The 19,449-nt window shown below is 67.1% G+C and carries 11 protein-coding genes; 9 read left to right on the top strand and 2 right to left on the bottom strand.

The window, feature by feature from the left end; all coding sequences use genetic code 11:
• Positions 1-229 precede the first annotated feature (229 nt).
• From ACT54B_RS19695 to ACT54B_RS19665, 7 genes are all read left to right on the top strand, one after another.
• Complete coding sequence (locus ACT54B_RS19695) at positions 230-1,366, top strand: transporter substrate-binding protein (protein ID WP_476047433.1); 1,137 nt, start codon at positions 230-232, stop codon at positions 1,364-1,366.
• The gene (locus tag ACT54B_RS19690; protein ID WP_476047431.1) at positions 1,363-1,944 is read left to right on the top strand and encodes an ANTAR domain-containing response regulator; all 582 of its coding nucleotides are present in this window, start codon (positions 1,363-1,365) and stop codon (positions 1,942-1,944) included. The genes ACT54B_RS19695 and ACT54B_RS19690 overlap by 4 nt, the downstream gene beginning before the upstream one ends.
• The gene (locus tag ACT54B_RS19685; RefSeq protein ID WP_476047430.1) at positions 1,944-2,792 is read left to right on the top strand and encodes an ABC transporter permease; all 849 of its coding nucleotides are present in this window, start codon (positions 1,944-1,946) and stop codon (positions 2,790-2,792) included. Before ACT54B_RS19690 ends, ACT54B_RS19685 begins: the two co-directional genes overlap by 1 nt.
• Positions 2,792-3,712, top strand: a complete 921-nt coding sequence (locus ACT54B_RS19680; protein ID WP_476047428.1) for an ABC transporter permease — start codon at positions 2,792-2,794, stop codon at positions 3,710-3,712. Before ACT54B_RS19685 ends, ACT54B_RS19680 begins: the two co-directional genes overlap by 1 nt.
• A gap of 29 nt (positions 3,713-3,741) precedes the next feature.
• Positions 3,742-5,355 carry an ABC transporter substrate-binding protein gene (locus ACT54B_RS19675; protein ID WP_476047426.1) on the top strand — a complete coding sequence of 538 codons (1,614 nt, stop codon included), beginning with the start codon at positions 3,742-3,744 and terminating at the stop codon, positions 5,353-5,355.
• A gap of 117 nt (positions 5,356-5,472) precedes the next feature.
• A complete protein-coding gene (locus tag ACT54B_RS19670; protein WP_476047424.1) occupies positions 5,473-6,417 on the top strand; it encodes an acetamidase/formamidase family protein in 945 nt (314 codons plus the stop codon).
• 17 nt (positions 6,418-6,434) lie between these two features.
• Entirely contained in the window at positions 6,435-8,093 is a 1,659-nt protein-coding gene (locus tag ACT54B_RS19665) for an ABC transporter ATP-binding protein (protein ID WP_476047422.1), read from the top strand.
• A gap of 6 nt (positions 8,094-8,099) precedes the next feature.
• On the opposite strand, the gene ACT54B_RS19660 is transcribed toward ACT54B_RS19665, so the two are convergent.
• Both ACT54B_RS19660 and ACT54B_RS19655 read right to left on the bottom strand, forming a co-directional pair.
• A complete protein-coding gene (locus ACT54B_RS19660; protein ID WP_476047420.1) occupies positions 8,100-8,663 on the bottom strand; it encodes an invasion associated locus B family protein in 564 nt (187 codons plus the stop codon).
• Positions 8,650-17,094 (bottom strand): autotransporter domain-containing protein, encoded by an 8,445-nt coding sequence (locus ACT54B_RS19655; protein ID WP_476047419.1) that lies wholly within the window; start codon positions 17,092-17,094, stop codon positions 8,650-8,652. Before ACT54B_RS19655 ends, ACT54B_RS19660 begins: the two co-directional genes overlap by 14 nt.
• Positions 17,095-17,273: 179 nt before the next feature.
• On the opposite strand from ACT54B_RS19655, the gene ACT54B_RS19650 reads away from it, so the two are divergent.
• Positions 17,274-18,074 carry a hypothetical protein gene (locus tag ACT54B_RS19650; protein WP_476047418.1) on the top strand — a complete coding sequence of 267 codons (801 nt, stop codon included), beginning with the start codon at positions 17,274-17,276 and terminating at the stop codon, positions 18,072-18,074.
• Positions 18,075-18,268: 194 nt separating this feature from the next.
• Positions 18,269-19,449: Ig domain-containing protein (locus ACT54B_RS19645; protein WP_476047416.1), on the top strand; the 1,181-nt coding region annotated here is incomplete at its 3' end.

Genomic DNA, 19,449 nt, shown 5'->3' with positions numbered 1-19,449 from the left:
GGGCTTTCCTGTGTAGGAAGCCTTTCTTTTCCGAAGCTGGAGCCTTTCCCGGTCACTTCTTGCAGCGGAGGTGCTTGACAGGGCGCACTCTCTGTAATTTGATCATGACCGGATTTGGACATTTTTGTTTCCGCCGGATTACACGGACAATCTTGTCTCAGGCAACAGCGCCTCACAACGCCCCCGCAAAGGGGAAAGCGTCGTGGGGCTTTTTGTTTTTGGAGTGGGGATGCAGGACAGGATCAGGATTGGCATTCTCTATTCGTCCACCGGGCCCTATGGAGCCATCGGTCGGGATGCGCGCGAGGGCGCGGAATTTGCCTTTCACGATTATCAGGCGCGCGGCGGCACGGCCGTGGAGCCGGTCTATGTCGATCCGCGTGGCGAACTGCCGGCCTATCTGGACGGCGCCCGCAGCCTCATCCGCGACAGCGGCTGCCGCCACATCGTCGGCACCATCACCTCGGCCGCCCGCAAGGAAGTGATCCCGCTCGTCGAGAAGCATGACGGTCTCCTCTGGTACATGTGCCCCTATGAGGGGTTCGAGGCGAACGAGAATGTCATCTATATCGGCGGCTGCCCGAACCAGCACCTGATCCCGATGTTCGACCACCTGCTCCCGAAGCATGGAAAGCGCGCCTATCTGGTGGGCGCCAACTATGTCTGGGGCTGGGAGATGAACCGGCTCTCGCGCGAGCTGATCACCAATGCGGGCGGGGCGGTGCTCGGCGAGCGCTATCTGCCGCTCGAGGAAACCGCCGTCCGGCGCATCATCGACGACATCCAGGAGAAGCGCCCGGATTTCATCGCCAACAATCTCATCGGCCCGGCCAGCTATGCCTTCCTGGAGGCGATGCGGGAACTCGGCCAGCGCGATCCGGCCTTCCTGCCGGAGAACTGTCCGGTGGCGAGCTGCGACCTGCAGGAAAGCGAGCTCGACGAGATCGCCGACGGCGCGGCCATCGGCCAGCTCTGCGCCGCCTCCTATTTCGATACGCTCGATACGCCCGACAACCACGCCTTCAAGGCGCGCCTTGCGGCCTGGAAAGGCGGGCCACGCAAGGTTTCCAGCGTCTTTGCCAGTGCCTATACCGCCGTCACGCTCTGCATCGCGGCAATCGAGGCGGCCGGAACCGATGCGCCGGGGCCGGTGCGCGACAGCCTGCTCGCCCGCACCTGGCCGACGCTTTTCGGCGCGATGCATATCGACCCTGCCACCAATCACGCCGCCCTTCCCTTCCTGCTCGGGCGCATCAATGCGCAGCGGAACTACGACCTGATTGCCGCCTCCGGTCCCATCGCCGCCGATCCCTACCTGACCGGCAAGACGCGGCCCGCGCAGCCGAAACTGAGGGTCGTGTCATGACGAAGACCCCGAATTTCACCGGCTGGCATGTCATGATCCTGGCGGAAGAGGATGGAAACTCCGAACGCCTCAAGCGCCAGCTCCACCTGCTCGGCATGACGGTTTCCATGCAGTGGAAGCCGCTCGCCGGCGAGGCGTTGCCCGATCTCGTCCTCATCGATGCCGATCGGGGCTGGGACGAGCTCCTGCCCTGGACGGCGGACCATCCGCTGCGCCCCGTGATCGGCCTTCTCGGCTCGGAAGCGCCGGGCCGGATTTCCTGGGCCATCCGGCAGGGTTGCGGCGCGCTGATTGCGAAGCCGGTCACCGCCTCCGCCATCTTCCCGGCGCTGGTTCTCGCCGTGTCCATCCACGAAGAGCGCATGGCCGCCCGGCTGCGCGAGGCGCACCTGACCGAACGGCTGAAGCTGCGGCCGGTCGTGCATGCGGCGATTGCCCGGCTGAAGAGCGAGCGCGGGCTCGATGACGACAAGGCCTATGCGGTGCTGCGCGATTTCGCCATGCGCCGCCGGGTGCCGGTGGAACAGATTGCCGCCTTCTTCCTCGGGGGCTCCGAAAGCCTGAGGGAGGCCGTCTGATGCGGGTCTGGAAAGAGCTTGCGCGGCAGCCTGCCGCGCTCTTCGGTCTTGCCATCGTGGTGCTGGTGGTCATCATCGCGCTCGCTGCGCCGCTGATTGCCCCCTACAGCCCCGACGAGCAGATGTTCGACGGGCTGACGCTCGAGGGCGCCCCCATCGGCCCCGGTGCCCAGTTCTGGCTGGGGACCGACACGCTCGGGCGCGATCTTTTCTCCCGCCTTCTCTATGGCGCACGCACCTCGCTGGTCATCGGCATCGTGGCGAACGGTGTCGCGGTCGCCATCGGGCTCGCCATCGGCATTGCGGGCGGCTACCTGCGCGGCCTCTCCGGCAATCTCATCATGCGCTTCACCGATCTGATGATGGCCTTTCCGGCGCTCTTGCTCGCCATCGTGCTCGCCGCCCTGCTGAAGCCGAGCCTCTGGATCGTCGCGCTGGTCATCGCCCTGGTGAACTGGGTGCAGGTGGCGCGGATCGTCTACACGGAAACGCGGGCGCTCTCGGAGCGGGATTTCATCCTGGCGGAACGCTCGCTGGGCGCCGGCCATGGCCGCATCCTCTTCCTGCATATCCTGCCGCATCTGGTGCCGACGGCCATCGTCTGGGGCACGCTCGGCATCGCCACCACGGTGCTCTTGGAAGCGACGCTCTCCTTCCTCGGCATCGGGGTGCAGCCGCCGCAGCCGTCCTGGGGCAACATCATCTTCGAGAGCCAGAGCTATTTCCAGGCGGCCCCCTGGCTGGTCTTTTTCCCCGGTGCGGTGATCCTGCTCACCGCGCTCGCCTTCAATCTGGTCGGCGATGCGCTGCGCGACATCCTCGATCCGACCCAGCGAGGGAGAGGCTGATGCTTGCCGTTCTCGTCCGCCGCCTCGTCCAGTCCGTGCTGATCCTGCTCGGCGTGGCCGCCATCACCTTCGTGCTGCTCTATGCGCTGCCCGCCGATCCCGCCCGGATGATCGCCGGCCGCTCGGCAACGGCCGCGACGGTCGCGAACATCCGCCACGAACTCGGTCTCGACCAGCCGCTTCTCACCCAGTTCTGGGCCTATCTCTCCCATCTCCTGCAGGGCAATCTCGGCCGCTCCTATGCGCAGAAGACGGAAGTGGCGACCCTGATCGCCGCCCGCCTGCCGGCGACGCTGGCGCTGATGGCGGCCGGCATCTTCATGGAGCTCCTGCTCGGCCTGACGCTCGGCGTGGTCGCGGCGCTCTCCCGCGGCGGCCCGGTCGACCGGCTGATCATGATGACCGCCTTCGTCGGCGTCTCCGCACCGCAGTTCATCGTCGCGCTCTTCCTGCTCTATGTCTTTGCCGCCACGCTCGGCTGGTTCCCGATGAGCGGCTTCGGCACGCTTTCCCATCTGGTGCTGCCGGCCACCACGCTCGGCATCCTCGGGGCCGGCTGGTATGCCCGCATCGTGCGCTCGGCGATGATCGAGGTGCTGAACCAGGACTATATCCGCACCGCCCGGGCCAAGGGCCTTTCGGGCGCCCGCATCGTGCTTCGCCACGCGCTCCCCAACGCCATCCTGCCGGTCATCGCCATGATCGGCATCGATATCGGCCAGTTCATGGGCGGCGTGGTGGTGGTGGAAGCGGTCTATGGCTGGCCGGGCATCGGCCAGCTTGCCTGGCAGGCGATCCAGCAGGTGGACATTCCCATCATTATGGGGGTCACGCTCACCTCGGCGCTTGCCATCGTCATCGGCAATCTCGCTGCGGACCTGATCGCGCCTGCGGTCGATCCGCGTATCCGTTCACACTGAGACGTCTCGCGAAAAAAGGGGAACGAAAAATGTTCAAACGCCTAGCTCTCGCCACAACAGCCATTGCCATGCTGGCACTCGCGCCCATGGCCCGGGCGGAAACCCCGTCCCAGGGTGGCGACATCACCGTCACCTACAAGGATGACATCACCACGCTCGATCCGGCCATCGGCTATGACTGGGTGAACTGGTCGATGATCAAGAGCCTGTTTTCCCGCCTGATGGATTACGATCCGGGCACGGCGACCGTCGTTCCCTCGCTCGCCGAAAGCTTCGAGGTCTCGCCCGACGGGCTCACCTACACGTTCAAGCTGCGCAAGGGCGTGAAATTCTCGAACGGCCGCGAACTCGTCGCCTCGGACGTGAAATATTCCATCGAGCGCGCCGTCAACCCGAAGACGCAAGGCCCCGGCGCCGGCTTCTTCGGTGCGATCCAGGGTTTCGAGGATCTGACCGGCGGCAAGGCGGAAACGCTTTCCGGCATCGAGACGCCGGATGAGGGCACCGTCGTCTTCAAGCTCTCCCGTCCGGATGCCACCTTCCTGCACGTGCTGGCGATCAACTTCGCCTCCGTGGTTCCGAAGGAGGCCGTCGAGGCCGCCGGCGGCGATTTCGGGAAGAAGCCGGTGGGATCCGGCGCCTTCATCCTGAAGGACTGGACCATCGGCCAGCAGCTCGTCTTCGAACGCAATCCCGATTATTACCTCAAGGACATCCCCCATATCGACAAGGTGACGGTGGAGGTCGGCCAGGAGCCGCTCGTCGCGCTGCTGCGCCTGCAGAAGGGCGAGGTCGATATTGCCGGCGACGGCATTCCGCCGGCCAAGTTCCTCGAGGTGAAGAATTCGCCGGAAGGCGCGCAGATCATCGTCGATGGCGAGCAGCTTCACACGGGCTACATCACGCTCAACACCAAGGTGAAGCCCTTCGATGACGTGAAGGTGCGCCAGGCTGTCAACATGGCGATCAACAAGGAGCGCATCACCCGCATCCTGAACGGTCGCGCCACGCCCGCCAATCAGGTGCTGCCGCCGCTGATGCCGGGCTATGACAAGGCCTATACCGGCTATGCCTATGACGTGGAAAAGGCGAAGGCGCTGCTAGCCGAGGCCGGCCTCGCCGATGGTTTCGAAACCGTGCTCTACTCCACCAATACCGATCCGCAGCCCCGCATCGCCCAGGCGATCCAGCAGGATCTCGCGGCCATCGGCATCAAGGCCGAAGTGCGCGCACTCGCCCAGGCGAACGTGATCGCCGCCGGCGGCACGGAAGGCGAAGCGCCGATGATCTGGTCCGGCGGCATGGCCTGGATCGCCGACTTCCCGGATCCGTCCAACTTCTACGGCCCCATCCTCGGCTGCGCCGGCGCGGTACAGGGCGGGTGGAACTGGTCCTGGTACTGCAACAAGGAGCTGGATGCGCGGGCCATTGCCGCCGACAGCATGTCGGACCCGGCCAAGGCCGCCGAGCGTCAGGCTGCCTGGGGCAAGGTCTTCACCGACATCATGGCCGATGCGCCGTGGGTGCCTGTTATCAACGAGCGCCGCGTCGTCGCCAAGTCGCCGCGCATGGGCGGTCCCGACAATATCTACATCGACCCCACCCGGGTCATCAATTACGACGCCATCTACGTCAAGCAGTAAGGGGCCCCCATCCCCTCGTCCTGCGGGAAGAGGGGAAGCCTTGCTGCCCGGCCGTCCCGGTAACCCGGGACGGCCTATTCCCCGCGAGTTCGAATCCACGGAGCTGGAGATCCTTCCATGTGCGTTGCCTGCACCCACACCATCCACCGCGCGCAGCATAATTTCGGCTGGAACCGGGATTTCCCGCCGGCGCTGACGGCCAAGCCCGGCGAAACCATTCTCTTCGAATGCATGGATTCCTCCGGCGGCCAGATCGGCCCCGATGCGACGCTGGACACGCTGGCCTCGCTGGATTTCGGCCGTATCAATCCGGTTTCCGGTCCCGTCTATGTCGAGGGCGCCGAGCCCGGCGACGCGCTGAAGGTGACCATCAACACGTTCCACCCGAGCGGCCATGGCTGGACGGCCAACATTCCGGGCTTCGGGCTCTTGGCGGACCAATTCAAGGAGCCTGCCCTGCATGTCTGGTCCTATGACACCCAGTCCATGGCCCCTTCGGCTTTCGGGCCCGGCGGCCGCGTGCCGCTGAAGCCCTTCACCGGCACCATCGGGGTTGCCCCGGCCGAAAGCGGTCTGCATTCCGTCGTGCCCCCTCGCCGCGTCGGCGGCAACATGGATATTCGTGACCTGACGGCCGGCGTGACGCTCTACCTGCCGGTCGAGGTGACGGGCGCGCTCTTCTCCGTCGGCGATACCCATGCGGCACAGGGCGATGGCGAAGTCTGCGGCACCGCCATCGAAAGCCAGATGAATGTGGAGCTGACGCTCGATCTGGTGAAGGGCGCAAACCTCAAGACGCCGCGCTTCACCACCACCGAGCCCGTCACCCGCCATCTCGACGGCGCGGGCTACGAGGTGACGACCGGCATCGGCCCCGACCTGATGACCGGTGCGCGCGACGCGGTCGCCCGCATGATCGACCTGCTCACCGCCGAGCACGGCATGAACCCGGTCGATGCCTACATGCTCTGCTCGGTCTGCGGCGATCTCCGCATCAGCGAAATCGTCGACATGCCGAACTGGGTCGTGTCCTTCTACTTCCCGCGCATCGTCTTTGCATGACGGGCGGCGCGGGCAGCATGGAACCGGTTCTCTCCGTTCGCGACCTGACGGTGGATGCGCGCACGCCCGAGGGGCTGAAGCGCGTCCTCTCCGGCGTCAGCTTCGATCTGGCGGCAGGGGAAACGCTTTGCCTCGCAGGCGAGTCCGGCTCGGGCAAGTCGGTCACCTCGCTTGCGATCATGGGGCTTCTGCCGAAACATGCGCTGAAGGTGAGCGCGGGAGGCATTCGCCTGTCCGGCCGCGACCTTCTCGGCCTGCCGCAATCGGCCCTGCGCAGCCTGCGCGGCGGCGAGATCGCCATGATCTTCCAGGAACCGATGACCTCGCTGAACCCGGTCATGACGGTCGGCGCCCAGCTGACCGAAGCGATCCGGGAACATCGCAAAGGCGAACGGGAAAGCCCGGAAGCCATCGCGAAATCCATGCTGGATGCGGTCCATATCACCGATGCCGCCCGGCGGCTGACGCAATATCCGCATGAACTCTCCGGCGGCATGCGCCAGCGCGTGATGATTGCCATGGCGCTGTCCGGCCGACCGAAGGTGCTGATTGCCGACGAGCCCACCACGGCGCTCGACGTGACGGTCCAGGCCCAGATCCTCGACCTGATGCGGGAGCTGCGCCGCGAATTCCAGACCTCGATCCTGATGATCACCCATGACATGGGCGTGGTGGCCGAAATGGCCGACCGGGTCGCGGTGATGAAGACGGGCGAGATCGTCGAGCAGGGCGATGTCACGGACATCTTCGCCCGGCCGAAGGCAGCGTATACGCAGGAGCTGCTGGCGGCCGTGCCGCGGCTCGGGGCCCATGCCGGCACCGACCGGCCACCCGCGGTCACGCCGGGTTTCAAGCCGCTCGAGGCGCCCGACCCGGTCGCTGAGGTGCGCAATCTCTCCGTCACCTATGGTGCGAAGACCGGCTGGCTGAATTTCGGCAAGCCGCCGGCCCCGACCGTCGACGATGTCTCCTTCACCATCCGCGCGGGCGAAACGCTGGGGCTGGTGGGCGAAAGCGGCTCGGGCAAGTCGACGACCGGCAAGGCGCTCCTCAACCTCATTCCCTCGACCGGCACGATCATTCTCGGCGGGCATACCGTCAGCGGGCTGGGTGCTGCCGCCATGCGGCCCCACCGCCGCGCCGCGCAGATGATCTTCCAGGATCCCTATGCCTCGCTCGATCCGCGCATGAATATCGGCGCGGCGATTGCCGAGCCGCTGATCATCCACGGCATCGGCACGCCGGCGGAGCGCAAGCGCAAGGTGGCGGACCTGCTCTCCCGCGTGGGCCTCAGCCCCGAGGTTTCGGAGCGCTATCCGCACGAGTTTTCCGGCGGCCAGCGGCAGCGCATCTGCATTGCCCGTGCGCTCGCGCTCGAACCGCGTCTGATCGTCGCCGACGAAAGCGTTGCGGCGCTCGATGTCTCGGTGCGCGCACGCGTGCTCGATCTCATGCTGGAACTGCAGGAGCAGATGGGCCTTTCCTATCTCTTCATCTCGCATGACATGGCGGTCATCGAAAAGATGGCCCATCACGTGGCGGTCATGAAGGGCGGCAAGATCGTCGAAATGGGCACGCGCCGGCAGGTCTTCGAGAATCCGCGCAGCGACTATACCCGCACGCTCCTGTCCGCCGTACCGGTTCCGGACCCGCAGAAATACCGGGCCGCGCGGTAAGGCCGCTCAGGGCGCCATGAGGGTTGCAAGGCGGTCGGCGGCCGCGCCGAAGCCCTTCAGCGAAATCGAGAAGGGGGCCGGCTGGCCGTCCACGGTCCTTGCGGACAGCTTCAGCGCCTTGCCGGTTCGCAGCACGTCCTGCAGGGGCGCGTCAAGCTTTGCTGGCACGAGGCAGCCTGCCGGAATGCAGGTGCGGAACGCCAGCTTTTCGCCCTCCGGCTTGTCGTCCACCGCCAGCGTCACGCCCGCTTCCAGAAGCAGGCCGAAGGGCAGGACGAGGGTGGCGGCAAGCGTGCCCTTTTCTCCCTGCCCCACTTCGATGGCCAGAACCCGCTGGCCGTTCTCCTGCACCTGCTGCTGGGAGAGGGCGCAGAGCTTTCGCGTCTCGACGATGCGGCAGGTCACCGTCCAGTCCTCGTAGCTTTCCTGAAGCGAGGATGCGCCGCCGGGAAGCAACGGCGCCGCCGCCTCCCCGGCCTGCGAAAGGCTCGGCGGCAGGAGTGCAAGGAGCGCCCCGAAGAGCGGGGCAAGCGAGGGGACGAAACCGGTCTTCATGCTAGAACCTGACATTGAATTGCGCCTTGAAACCATGCTCGCGCGCGTCCTGCGAAAGCTGGCCGGTATAGGAAAGATCGAGGGAGGCCCGGGCCGCGAGATCGAAGCCGATGCCCGCCTCGATGACGAGACTGTCGCGCGCCACGGGAGTACCGCCGACGGTAAAGAGATCGGAGCCCGCAAAGCGGTGGGTGGCTTCCGGCACCAGATCGCCAAACGCGTGCCGCCAGCCAAGCGTTCCCGTAAGCCCCCCCTCCCTGTCGCCGATGACGAGCGGCTGCTCCGCCCGGACACCCAGCGTCGTGAAGGTCACGCTCTGGTCGAAGCCGTCGCCGGCGAGCGCGCCGAGGCCGCCCCGTTCGGAATAGCCATGCGAAGCGAAGCGCACATGGGCGAGGCTGGCGAAGGGATCGAGCCTCAGGCCACCGAGATCCATCGGACGGGAGATCTCCCCGAAGGCCTGGAACAGGCTTGCCTGCCCCTCCCCCGTCAGCCGTTCGGACAGGCCGGTAAAGCCGATCGACCGGCTGGTGGAAAGGTCGTGCCAGCCATAGGCGACACCCGACTTGACGGACAGGCCGGCGATGTCGGTGCCCGCATAGAGGCCAGCCTGATAACCTTCGGCGCTCACCATGGAGGCCCGGTCCTCCGCGTCCATCGTGCTATGGCTGTACCCGGCCAGCAGGCCGATCCGCCAGTTGTCGAGAAACGCCGCATCCGCGCCGAACAGCATGCCGCGGGTCGAGCGGTCAAGCCCGGCCGCATTGCCATCGCCCTCTCCCTCGCTCCAGGAACCGAAGCCGCTGCTCCAGAAGACAGGACCCTGATCGTCGGGGGCAACGGCCCGGTAGGAACCGTCGGGACCATAGGCGATGACAGGGGTTTCCGGCGCGGCCGCCTCGCCGAAGGCGGCGCGGAGACGGTCGGAAACCGCCATCCGCACATGCCGGGTTTCCTCGATCAGGCCGGTCGCGGCCGAAGCGTGGATCTCGCCGGAAAGCTGGTCGAAGGCGATCCGGGCCGTCGTCCGGTTCAGCTGCACGACCCGGTCATGCAGACCCTGTCCCGGCGTCAGGCCGTCGAGCGCCCGGGCCGTGGCTTTCTGGTTGGCGGTGCTGGCCACGGTTTCGAACGCGGTGCCGTTGCGGGCAAGCGTCAGGGTCACGTCGCGCGCGCCGTAGAGCAGGGCCATGTCGAGGAAGGCGAAATCGGAGCGCATCGCCGCAAAGCGGCCTGAAATTCCGCCCTCGGCGGTGAGGATGCGATAGGCCTCGCCCGGATCGTATCCGCCGGTCGCGCCCACCTGCAGCACGGTCCCGCCCAGAAGCGTGGCCTTGCCGGTCACGCGGATCAGATCCGCATTGCCGGCGCCGGGCCGGGCTTCGACCTCGTAGCGCGCGGCGTTTTTCATCACCAGATCGCCCTCCACCGTCAGCACGCCCGGGGAATGGCCGGGTGCGATGGTGCCGCCATCGCCCACCGTCACGGTGGAGCCGTTGCCATGGCCGAGCACGCCGCTTCCGGCAAGGCGTCCGCCCTTGCCGACGAGGACCGAGCCGCCGAGCTTGCCGTCCGCCACCAGCGTGGCGCCGGAAAGGACGGTCAGGCCGCGAAAGGCTTCGTTATCGGTGGCAAGCCAGACGCTGCCGCCGCCCGTAATGCCGAATGTGCCTGTGCCGCCGAGCTTGCCCCGGTAGAGCCCCGCAGTCTTCTGGTCGAAGGTCAACCGGCCATCCGCAGCCAGCGTGACATTGCCGGCAAAGCGGTCGGTCGCCGTGCTGAGCTCGCCCCGTTTCACCGACCAGTCGAGCGAGGACTTGCCCGCAAGCGTCAGGCGTCCGGTTCCGTCCTTGATCATCGTGCCCGCGCGGCCCGCCAGCCCGCCGATGGTGCCGGCGAAACGCCCCGCTTCGTCCTGATCGAAAATCACGGTGGCCGCATTGCCGATATTGCCCCGCAGGGAGGCCGTATCGCCGATGAGCCGGCCCGCGCGCACCAGCGTATCGCCGCTATAGCGGTTGTTGCCGGTGAGGATGAGGGTGCCGCGGTCGTCCTTGACGAGGTCTCCGCTGCCGGAAAGCGACGCGTCGATGGTGGCCGTCATCGCGGCGCCTGTGGCCGTACCGTCGCCGACGCGAATGACGGTTCCGCCCGCGCCGCCCTTCAGCGTCAGGCCCTCCCCGTCGATGCGGTAGCCGTCCGAGGCAAATTGCAGGCCGGTCACGCCGGTTGCGCCGGCCCCGCCTGCGACCGTCACCGTGCCGCCGATGCCCTGGAAGATCGCGAAGCTCGGCGTGACGCCATAGGGGCCGTTGCGAATGCCGGCGCTGTCGGTCCAGTTGCGGCCGCCGGGGCTCCAGAGACCCGAGCCGCCATCGATCCTGACATTGCCATGCAGGGCCGGATTGCCGCCGTCCCAGAAATTCAGCCGCGCGCCGACCGTGGAAATCAGGTTCACCTGACCGGCAACGGCGGTCTGGATCGCGAGGCTTTCGCGCGCGCCCTCCGTGGGGGCGGTGGCAATTTCCAGCCCCCGGTCCGTCAGCCTGCCGCCATAGGTCATCAGCCGGTAGATCCCCGCGCTGAAGCCTCCGGCATCGGAAACGGACAGCCGGCCGTCAAGCGTGAGGTCACCCGCAATATCGAAGAGCGCCGCTCCGCCGGGACGACCGAGCGCCGCCTCGATGCTGGCGCCCGCATCGAGACGGAGCCCGCCGAGCGTCAGGGTCTGGCCGGACCGTCCTTCCAGCGTGCCGCCGCGTCCGATATCGACCGTTCCGGCAAGGGATCCGGACCCGGCAAGGCGTGCGCCGTCGGAAACCTCGACGCTGCGGCTCGCGAGGGATCCGTCGACGGACAGCCGTCCGCCGCCGACCAGAACGGCGCGATCGGTGTCGCTGGCCCCGGTCAGGGTGAAGGTGCCGCTGCCGGTCTTCCTGAGGCCATAGCCGGAACTGCCGAAACCGAAGCCCGTCAGCGTGCCGCCGAAGGTGAAATCCGTGTCGGCAGCGCCGACCGTCAGGCCGGAAAAGCCCGCATAGGTCAGATCGACCGTGCCGGCGCCGGTCAGCTCGCCGATGGTCTCGCCCCGCTGGAAAGCAGCGATCGCGCCGCTCTCCACCGTCAGCCGGGCCGTATCGGCCAGCGATGCATTTTCGGCATGCTGCCAGTTGTCCAGCCAGAGCCGGCCTTCGCGCACCTGAACATTGCCCGTGAAGCTGTTGTCTCCATAGAGGCTGAGCGTACCGGCGCCGGTCTTTTCGAAACCCGCCTGTCCGGAGACGGTGCGATAGAGCGCGGCATTCTGGCCCGCATCCACATCGAAGGTCACGTCGCCGGACAGCGCGACCGGTCCCACCGTCGCATAGGGGGATGCCGCAAAGCGGAGTGTCGTGCCGCCCGCCATGCGGATCGCGCCGGTGCCGAGCCCGCGCTCGTTCGCGATGCGCACCGTGCCCTCTTCAAGGCGCAGGCCGCCGGCAAAGCTGTTCGCACCGCCGAGGCTGAGGGTTCCCGCGCCGCGTTTGGTAAGACTGCCGCCGCCGATGGTCCCGAGGAAATCGGCCTCCGTGCCCGCAGCCACATCGATGCGGCCACCGGCCGGGCCGGTGAGCGAAATCGTGCGGCCGGAGGTCAGGTCTTGCGTGGTGGCAAGGGTGCCGCCGCTGAAGACCAGCATGCCATTGGCCGCGCCGAGCGCCGTATCCGCGCCGATGCGGAGGGTGCCGCCGCGCAGCTCGGTGCCGCCCGTATGGGTGTTGTGGCCCGCAAGAACCAGCGTGCCGAGATCGTCCTTGATCAGCTTCGAGGCCCCGGCCAGCGACGCGCTGACCGTGGCGGTCATGGCAGACCCGGCGGCGCTGCCGTCGCCGACCCGGATCACCGTCTCGCCGCTGCCGCCCTGAAGGTGGATCGCATCGCCCTGAAGGCGGTAGCCGTCCGCGGCAAATTGCAGGCCCGTCACGCCGATGGCGCCGGCGCCATTGTCCACGGTGACGGTGCCGCCCCGGCCCTGGAACACCGCGAAGGTGGGGTTCGGCTGGTATCCGCCATTCAGCGTGCCGTTGCTGTCGGTCCAGTTGGGACCGGCAAGGGCGGTGTCGCGGCTCCAGAGGCCCGCGCCGCCCTCCACCCGCCCGTTCGAATGGCCGGCCGTATCCGCGCCATCCCAGAAGCCGAGCGTGAGGCCCGCCGTATTGACCAGATTGACCTGCCCGGCAATGCCGGTCTGGATGGAAAGCGCGCCGGGCTGGATGCCGGGTCCTGCGGTTCCGAGGTTGAGGCCACGGTCGAAAAGCCGCCCGCGATAGTCGATCAGCCGATGGATGCCCGCACCGAAGCCGCCGGCATCGGCCACATCCAGCCGGCCGTCGAGGGTCAGGTCGCCGCCGGCGGAGAAAAGCGCGGGCTGGCCCGCCGCGCCCAGCGTGACCGAGAGGTGCGCGCCCGAGGCAAAGGCCAGATCGCCGTCGATGGAAAGCCGCGTGCCGCTGCGGCCGGCGAGCGTCCCGCCGTGATCGATGAGCGCGGAGCCGGCAATCCGGCCCGTTCCGGTGAGAATGCCGCTGCCCTTTGCCGTCACTCTTGCCGTGCCGTTTACCGGATCGCCCAGAAGGCCGCCGAGGTGCAGCGTGCCGGCAGAGACGGACATCTCGCCGGTAAAACGGTTTGCCGCGTCGTTGTCGCCGGTCAGCTCAAGCCGGCCCAGTCCCTGCTTGGTCAGCTGTCCGCCGCCGCTCAGGCTGGCCCCGATGCCGATCGCATGGCCGTTCGTGTCGATGAAGCCGCCCCCGGCAGCCACCATCAGGCTGCCCGGTGCAAAATTGCGAAGAAAATCCGCATTGTCGGCGGTGGCGGACAGAATGCCGCCGTTGAAGCGCAGGGTGGCCGCCCCGACGCCGCGGGTGATGCCGTCCGTTTCGAGAAGGCCCCGGGCGGCTACGGTGCCGTCCAGTTGCACCACGCCTTCCGCACTGGACTGGCTGCTGCTGCCGAGCAGAAGCGATGTCCCGATCGTCGCCCGCCCGCCATCGGCGATCCGGAGCGTGGCGGTTCCGCCCTCGCCGATCCGGACCATGTCCGCATCGAGCCCGGAACCAGCCCCCGTCACGGTGATCGTCGAGCCGGAACCCGCCTGGACGGTGTTGTTGGTGACCCGCCCGCCCGCGGCAATGGCGAGATTGCCCCGATCTGCGGCCGTCAGGCGATAGGTGCTCACCCCAGAAAGCGTCAGGGTGCCGGTGCCGAAAACCATCAGGTCCACATCGCCGGCCCCGTTCACCAGCCTGCCGGAAAAGGTGCTGTCGCCGGTCTGGTTGACGGCGAGATAGCGGCGGCTCGAAGGTTCCCAGTTGGTGATGGTGCCGCTGCCGCTGAGCGAACCGACCGAAACGGGATTGGAGCCGCCGAGCGCCAGCGTTCCGCCGCTCTCCACCCTCAGGGCGCCTGTCGGGGTGCTCAACCCGCCGGAGAGCCTGTCGAGATGCAGCACCCCCTCCTCGATCACCGTGCCCCCCGTATGCTGGCTGGAGGCGATGAGGGTGAGGGTTCCCGCCCCCCGCTTCACCAGCGCGCCTGTCCCCGTGAACCGGGTGGAAAGCGTCACGTCATGGCCGCCATCCTCGAAATAGAGGCCGCCTGTGGCGATCTCCACGTCGCCGGGCTCGAAGGCGCGCAGGAAATTGGTCGTGTCTGCCTGTGGCCGCAGGATGCCGCCATCGAAGACAAGCCGGCCGGTGCCGCTGCCCTCGCTGATGAACCCCGCTTCGAGGATGCCGCGCCCGGCGGCGGTGCCCGCGACGGTCAGGGTGCCGTTGCCCTGTCCCCCCTCACCGATATGGATCTCCGTGGCATCGAGAAGGCCGCCATGGTCCACCCGCACCGCCCCTTCGGAGGCATAGCCGACCATGATCGAGCCGGTGCTGGTCCAGCGCGATCCCGTGCCGGATACAGTCGCATCGCCGCGCTGGCCCGCAACTGTGCCGAGGAAGACATTGCCGGTCGAGGTCAGGCTGCCGCCGTCTTCGATCGCCAGATGCCCCTCGGCCAGCTGGCCGACGATGAGCAGACCGGCGGAGACGCTGGACCCGCTGCCCGTGACGGTCAGGGTGCCGTCCCCGCCGGTGGAAGAGCCGAAATAGATGTTCGGGCTGACCAGAGAAGCGCCGTCGGCGACGGTCAGGCGGCCGCCCGCCGTTTCTCCGGGCGCCACATAGAGGCTGGCCGTCAGCTTCGCCCCGGCGCCTGCCAGCCGCACTTCGCCTCCGTCGGCGCTGAAGCGACGGACCGTGCTTTCCCCGGTCAGCGTCAGCACGCCGGTCCCGCGCTTCGACACGTTGATCGGTGCGGAGCCGGGCCCGAACGTGCCGCTGAAGGTGGAATTCGCCGCCTGATTGACGATCAGATGGCTGACGGTGCTGTCCGGCAACTGAAAATCGGAGATGCGCCCGCCGCCGCTGAGGCGGGTGACGGTCTGGGTGGTCCGGCTGAGATCGAGCGTGGCCCCCGTGGCCACGGTGAGATCGCCCGCGCCCAGCGTTCCCGCACCCGCAAGCCGTATCCAGCCGCCCTCGATGCGGGTTCCACCCGCATAGCTGTTCGCTGCCGACAGGATGACCGTGCCCTGATCGGTCTTGACCAGCCTGGTGTTTCCCGTCAGTTCGGATTCGATCGTGGCCAGCATGGACTGGCTCACCGGTGTGCCGTCGCCGATGCGCAGGATCGTTTCCGCGCCGCCGTCGAGGCGGATGGGATCGCCGGTGATGCGATATCCGCCGGTGGCGATCTGCAGGCCGGCCACCGCCATGGCGCCGCCCGATCCGTCCACCGTCACGGTGCCGCGCGCACCCTGGAAGATGGCGAAATCGGCGGGATCGTAGGTGGTGTTGACCGTGCCCTGCTGATCTGCCCAGCCGGCGCCGCCCACCCGCCAGATGCCGGTTCCGCCTTCGATCCGGCTGTTGTTGTAGAAGGCCGGGTCCGGGCCATCCCAGAAGCTGTAGCCCTCGCGTAGCGTGGTATAGACGAGGTTGACCTGTCCCGTGACCCCGGTCTGCAGGGAGAAATCGCTGGCCAGCGCCCCGTCGGGCAGGGTGCCGAGGAGGAGCCCCCGATTGTTGAAGGCCCCCTGATAATCGAACAGGCGATAGATGCCCGGTCCGAAATAGCCCGGGCCAGAGGGCGAGGCCGCAATATGCATCGTGCCGTCGAGGGTGAGCGTGCCCTTGACGGTGTAAAAGGAGGACGAAGGCGATGCCGCGCCGAGCATCAGGTCCAGCCGCGCGCCCGATGACAGGGTCAGGTCGCCATTGACCGTCATGGACCGGCCGGAGCGGCCCACAAGGCTTCCGCCATCGGCCACCTGCACCGAGCCGTCGACCGTCCCGTCCCCGCCGAAAGCGCCGCCGGCAAGCACCTCCACCTCGCCCGGGGCGACCGCAGGGTCGAGATCGCCGAGGATCCCGTCCACCAGCAGCGTGCCTTGCTCGACCGCGATGGTGCCGCCAAAGACACTGTCGGCGGACAGCGTCAGGGTGCCCGTGCCGCGCTTGGAAAGCGTTCCGGAGCCCCCCAGCGTGGCGGCCACGCCGATATCGAAACCCTGGCTGTCGATGACGCCGCCGTCGGTGTCGAATGTCATCGTCACGCCGCCGGCGATGAAATTGGCATTCCCATAGCGCGCCCGCAGGATGCCCCCGTCGAACCGTACGGAGGCGGGGCCCGCCCCCCCGGCCAGGATCATGCCGGTATCCAGCACGCCCTGCCCGGTCGCATCGCCGTTCAGGGCCAGGTAGCCGCGTCCGAAATTCTGGCCGTCGAAACCGGCGCCGAGATGGATATAGTCCGCATTGACCTGCCCGCCCCTGTTCACGGTGAGCGTGCCCTGGCCGAAATGGCCGACGGTCAACGCCCCGCCCACGGTCCAGACGGAGCCCGACCCGGTAACGGAGGCCGAGCCGGAGGAGCGCACGTCGTCGCCCAGCGTCGCCTGCCAGCTGGTGGTCACCACCGCGCCGTCATGCACCCTGAGGCTCGCCGTGCTGGAATCGCCGAGGATGAAGAGCGTGTTTTCGAGCCGCGATCCGGCCCCGGCGATGTCGACGGTGGTGGCGAAGGCGCCGGGCTGGAACTGGCCGGGGCCGGTTCCCACCGTCGTCGTGCCATTGCGGGCGATGCCGCCATTTTCCACCTTGAAGAGCGTGGCTTGTGTCGTGCCCACGGTCAGGTTGCCGTCAAGGGTCCAGGGCGAGGGATAGGTGCCCGCGCCGCCTCCGTCGATCAGCGTCGTGCCTCCGTCGAGCGTCACATCCGCCGCCTGCGCGTCCTGCCCTGCGGCGAGCAGCGCCAGCAGCGACACACCGGCAAGCCAGGGATAGGCCCGCGCCGCCCGGGCGCGCCGCCTGGTTTGCCTGCCTGTCGAACGCCTTTCCGGCTGCAAGACTTTCATCGTATCGGATCGTCCTTCCCGGTCCGCCGGCAGCGCGCAAGCGCCCTGTCCGGTCTGAAGCGACACGAAAGGCCGCTCTCGCCTTATCGCCGAGCCGGTCGGGAGCTACCAATCCAAAGTTTGCACCTAGTTTTTATTCACGTATGGATAGTGGAAATTTTAGGGGCTAGAGCCACGCCATGACCACATCAGTCTTTGCCGGTTATTGTGAAACGATGATTGCGGTGGCGCCATCCCGCTGGCCGGTCCGCAAGCTGCTGAACCAGTTCGGCCGCTACTTCACCGCCTATCTGTTGATACACAACTATTACGGGTGGAAGGCGGGCGAGGCGCCCTTGCCGACGCTGGCGCGGCTGAAAGCCATGGGCAGCCTCAGCCCCCGCCATGTGGTGAATGTGGTGAACATTCTGAAGACTGCGGGCTTTGTGACCGCTGACGCGGTGGAGGGAGAGCGGCGGCGCACCGTGTTGCGTCCGGAACCGGAACTGGTCGATGAGATCGGCCGGTCGCTTCTCGCTTTCCTTGCTGCCGGTGACCGGGTGGAGGGAACGGCGCTCGCCGCCGCCGTGGCCGCCTCGCCCGAGGCGCTGGGACGGCTGATCCACCGCTCGGCCTGCCAGGTTCTGGCCGGTGGCGCCACCTTGTCCCCCTTCCCGACCATTCTCGCCATGACCCGCTTCGACAGCGGCTATCCGCTGCTCGTCGCGCTGATGGCGGCCCATTATGCCCGCAGCGAAGGGCGCGAGCCGGTTCCCCTCACGCTGGAATCGCTGGCCGAGCGCTTTCAGGTTTCGAAATCCCATGTGGGCAACGTGATCGGCCATCTGGCCGCCACGGGCCTGATCGACGGCGCGCGGGTGGCGAGCCCCGCTCTGGTGGCCGAGTTCGAGACCTGGTGCCGCGCCGAGATGGCCCATTACGGGCGGCTTGCCGCCGTTGTGCTGGCCGAAGGCGCTGCGGATCGCTTCGCCCTGTCCTGAGCGGCGCTATCGTGCTGAAAACGCGATGGAATTCGAGTCGTTCGTCAGACTTTTTATGTCATTGGTAGAAAATATCCCAGCCTAACCCACAGTAATACATCTATTAGTTGATCAAATCTTTCCGCCTCGTTACGCAATCCCGATTAGGGCCGAAAAAAGGCAAAAAAATCCGGATAATTGAGGGGCGTGCGGGAATGACTCTGGCGGGCTGGGCGCGTAATTTTGGCAGGCTGTGGCAGGCCGTAGCGGTGGTCATGGTTCTGATGGTGGGCGTCTTCGACGCGCGTCCGGCGGCGGCCTTGACCCACACGTCCACCAACTGCTCGCCAAAGACAGCGACCGTGACCCAGGGCAGCTCGGTGGTCATCGAAGTCACCGATTGCGACTTCTTCAATTTCGGCTTCGGGATCGGGACCTCCGATGTCAATCCCGGCCCTTCCCATGGTGCCGTCGTCAATTCGGAGCTGCATTCCGGCGGCACGGTGCGGTCCTTCATCACCTATACGCATAACGGGGACAGCGCGACCACGGATTCCTTCCGTTTCAACGACCAGGGCAACAACAACCCCGCCTATGAAGGGTTTGTTCTCGTCACCATCACCATTCAGCCGTCGACGAGCCCCGTGGTGGTGGCGCCGTCGACGCTGCCGACGCTGACGGCCGGAACGCCTTTCAGCCAGGCGATCACCGCCTCCGGTGGCACGGGTCCCTACACCTATCAGCTGCAGGCCGGTACCCTTCCCACTGGCCTCTCGCTCAATTCCGGTCTTCTCTCGGGAACGCCGACGAGCCGCGGCACCTTCAGCTTCACCCTCCGCGTGACGGATACGGCCACCAGCCAGTTCACGGACAAGGCCTATGTGGTGAATGTGCTCGCCGGCAGTCTCAGCCTCTCGCCAACCAGCGCGACGATCTTCCAGGGCTCGCCCGTTTCGCTGATGCTGACCGGGGCGGGTGGCGTGCCGAGCTACAGCTTCCTGTTCGAAAATGGCAGCCTGCCCTCCGGCATCAGCATAGGCTCGAACGGCCTCGTATCCGGCACCACCAATGCCGCGACCGGCACCTATTCCATGAATGTGCGGGTGACCGACAGCAGTGGTGGCCCCGGCCAGTATTTCGAGGTGGAGAGCTTCTCCCTGATCGTTGCTCCGCCCAACGCGGCCCCGACCGCCAATGCCGGCCCGGACCAGACGGTCGCCTCGGCGGCGTCGGTGACGCTCAACGGCACCGGCTCCACCGATCCGGAAAGCCAGCCGCTCTCCTACAGCTGGACGCAGACGGCCGGCCCCGCCGTGACGCTCTCCAATGCCTCGGCTGCCCAGCCGACCTTCACCGCGCCGACCGTGGCGTGGAATGCTTCGCCCGTTACCCTCAC

This window comes from Gellertiella sp. DMC107 (assembly GCF_056313605.1).
This window is presented reverse-complemented; position numbering and strand designations above follow the sequence as displayed.

Bases quoted from the DNA above. Each gene is read 5' to 3' on its own strand.
- ACT54B_RS19670 (WP_476047424.1), top strand. From the start codon at position 5,473: ATGTGCGTTGCCTGCACCCACACCATCCACCGCGCGCAGCATAATTTC.
- ACT54B_RS19690 (WP_476047431.1), top strand. From the start codon at position 1,363: ATGACGAAGACCCCGAATTTCACCGGCTGGCATGTCATGATCCTGGCG.
- ACT54B_RS19655 (WP_476047419.1), bottom strand. From the start codon at position 17,094: ATGAAAGTCTTGCAGCCGGAAAGGCGTTCGACAGGCAGGCAAACCAGG.
- ACT54B_RS19685 (WP_476047430.1), top strand. From the start codon at position 1,944: ATGCGGGTCTGGAAAGAGCTTGCGCGGCAGCCTGCCGCGCTCTTCGGT.
- ACT54B_RS19650 (WP_476047418.1), top strand. From the start codon at position 17,274: ATGACCACATCAGTCTTTGCCGGTTATTGTGAAACGATGATTGCGGTG.
- ACT54B_RS19680 (WP_476047428.1), top strand. From the start codon at position 2,792: ATGCTTGCCGTTCTCGTCCGCCGCCTCGTCCAGTCCGTGCTGATCCTG.
- ACT54B_RS19660 (WP_476047420.1), bottom strand. From the start codon at position 8,663: ATGTCAGGTTCTAGCATGAAGACCGGTTTCGTCCCCTCGCTTGCCCCG.
- ACT54B_RS19675 (WP_476047426.1), top strand. From the start codon at position 3,742: ATGTTCAAACGCCTAGCTCTCGCCACAACAGCCATTGCCATGCTGGCA.
- ACT54B_RS19695 (WP_476047433.1), top strand. From the start codon at position 230: ATGCAGGACAGGATCAGGATTGGCATTCTCTATTCGTCCACCGGGCCC.
- ACT54B_RS19665 (WP_476047422.1), top strand. From the start codon at position 6,435: ATGGAACCGGTTCTCTCCGTTCGCGACCTGACGGTGGATGCGCGCACG.